1 protein-coding gene is annotated in these 2,189 nt (G+C 62.9%); it reads left to right on the forward strand.

Translation table 11 applies throughout. From position 1 onward, the window contains the following. Nucleotides 1–201: 201 nt before the first annotated feature. On the forward strand, nucleotides 202–2,001 hold the full coding sequence (locus ENN83_RS13860) for a PHA/PHB synthase family protein (protein WP_414707670.1): 1,800 nt from the start codon (nucleotides 202–204) through the stop codon (nucleotides 1,999–2,001). Nucleotides 2,002–2,189: the final 188 nt, after the last annotated feature.

Raw genomic sequence — 2,189 nt, forward strand, 5'->3', positions numbered from 1 at the left:
GCTGACGGCAGGGTAGGAGCCGATGGCCTGCGCCGTCGCGCCGAGCCACTGGTTGGTGGTGCGCGCCGTCTCCATCAGGTCGTAGGTCGCCATGTATTTCATTCGCCACTCCTTTTCCGATAGAATGTCGGAGATGCAGGGACAGCGAAAGCCGGGGAGGCGGCATGCTGCAAACGCGAAAAGTAAGGGGGAAGCCGCGCCGTGACAACTGAAGAAGATGCGCCGGGCAGGAATCTCGAACGGTTGAACGAGAACCTCGCCAAGCTGGAGGGGCTGACCGAGCGTCTCATGTCGGCGGTGTCGCGCAAGCGGCGGATCGACCCGAACCTGCAGGGGCCGGGCCATGATCTCTACATGAAGGCGGCCGCGGCCTACATGGTCGAGATGATGCGTAACCCCTCCAAGCTGATCGAGCATCAGGTCGCGTATTGGGGCAAGTCGCTGAAGCATTTCGTCGAGGCGCAGGAGGCGCTGGCGCGCGGCACGCTCAAGGCGCCCGAGGACCGAACGCCCCCCGATGCACGGTTCTCGAACCCGTTGTGGCAGACGCATCCCTATTTCAACTTCATCAAGCAGCAATACCTGATGAATGCCGAGGCGATCGCCCGGGCGGTGCGCGAGGTCGAGGGGCTGTCGCCCAGGGATGCCAAGCGGCTGGAATATTTCACCCAGCAGATCGTGGACCTGATGTCGCCCGCGAATTTCCTGGGCACCAATCCCGAGGCGCTGGAAAAGGCGGTGGCGACCGACGGGCAGTCGCTGGTGGACGGGCTGGAAAACCTGGTGCGCGACATCGAGGCCAATGAGGGCGAGATCCTCGTCACGCTGGCCGACCGCGAGGCATTCACCGTGGGCCAGAACCTGGCCACCACGCCCGGCAAGGTTGTCTTCCGCAACCGGATGCTGGAGCTGATCCAGTACGCGCCCAGCACCGAGACGGTGCATGCGACACCGCTGATCATCTTCCCGCCCTGGATCAACAAGTTCTACATCCTCGACCTCACGCCGAAGAACTCGCTGATCAAGTGGATCGTGGATCAGGGCTATACGCTGTTCGTGGTCTCCTGGGTGAACCCCGATGCCAGCTATGCCGATGTCGGCATAGATACCTATGTAGAGGAAGGCTATCTGGAAACCATCGCGCAGGTGAAGGCGATCACCGGCGAGGACAAGGTCAATGTCATCGGCTATTGCATCGCGGGCACGACGCTGTCGCTGACGCTGGCGCTGATGGAAAAGCGCAAGGACCGCTCGATCCGCTCGGCCACATTCTTCACCACGCTCACCGATTTCTCGGACCAGGGCGAGATGGGCGTGTTCCTCGACGACGATTTCGTGGACGGGATCGAACGCGAGGTGACCGAACACGGCTATCTCGACAGCTTCTTCATGTCGCGGACGTTTTCCTTCCTGCGCTCGAACGACCTGATCTACCGGCCCGCGATCCGCAATTACATGATGGGCGAACGCCCGCCCGCCTTCGACCTGCTCTACTGGAACGGCGATTCGACGAACCTGCCGGGGCGGATGGTGGTGGAATACCTGCGCGGGCTCTGCCAGGGGGATCGGTTCGCCACCGAAGGCTTCGAGATCTGCGGCGAGAGAGTGAAGATCTCGGAGGTCAAGGTGCCGGTATTCGCCATCGCCTGCGAGACCGACCATATCGCGGCCTGGGCCTCGTCCTATGAGGGCGTGCGCAGGATGGGCAGCCGGGACAAGACCTTCATCCTGTCGCAGTCAGGCCATGTCGCGGGGATCGTGAACCCGCCGAGCAAGCGGAAATATGGCCATTACACGAGCGGTGCACCGTTGAAGGACACACCCGCGGACGACTGGCGCGCGAGCGCCGAGTTCCACGAGGGGTCATGGTGGCCGCGCTGGCAGGAGTGGCTGGGTCGCCGTTCCGGCAGGCAGGTGCCCGCGCGCATTCCCGGCGAGGGGCCGCTGGAGGCGCTGTGCGACGCGCCCGGGACCTACGTCCTGACGGGCAAGACCGCCTGACGCCATGTCCCCGGCGATTTTCTGCTGCGCCGCAGCGGAAAGACTTGAAATGCTGCAGTGCAGCATGTATGTTCCTTTCAGGATCACAGCAGAGGCGGGCGGGTTGCCCGCAAGAGGAGCCCCCCAATGGCTGATACCCAAGACTTCACCAAGATGATGCAGGACATGATGTCGGCATTCTCGATGGA

The organism is Rhodovulum sp., from assembly GCF_011048875.1.
Lineage (GTDB): Bacteria > Pseudomonadota > Alphaproteobacteria > Rhodobacterales > Rhodobacteraceae > Rhodovulum > Rhodovulum tesquicola.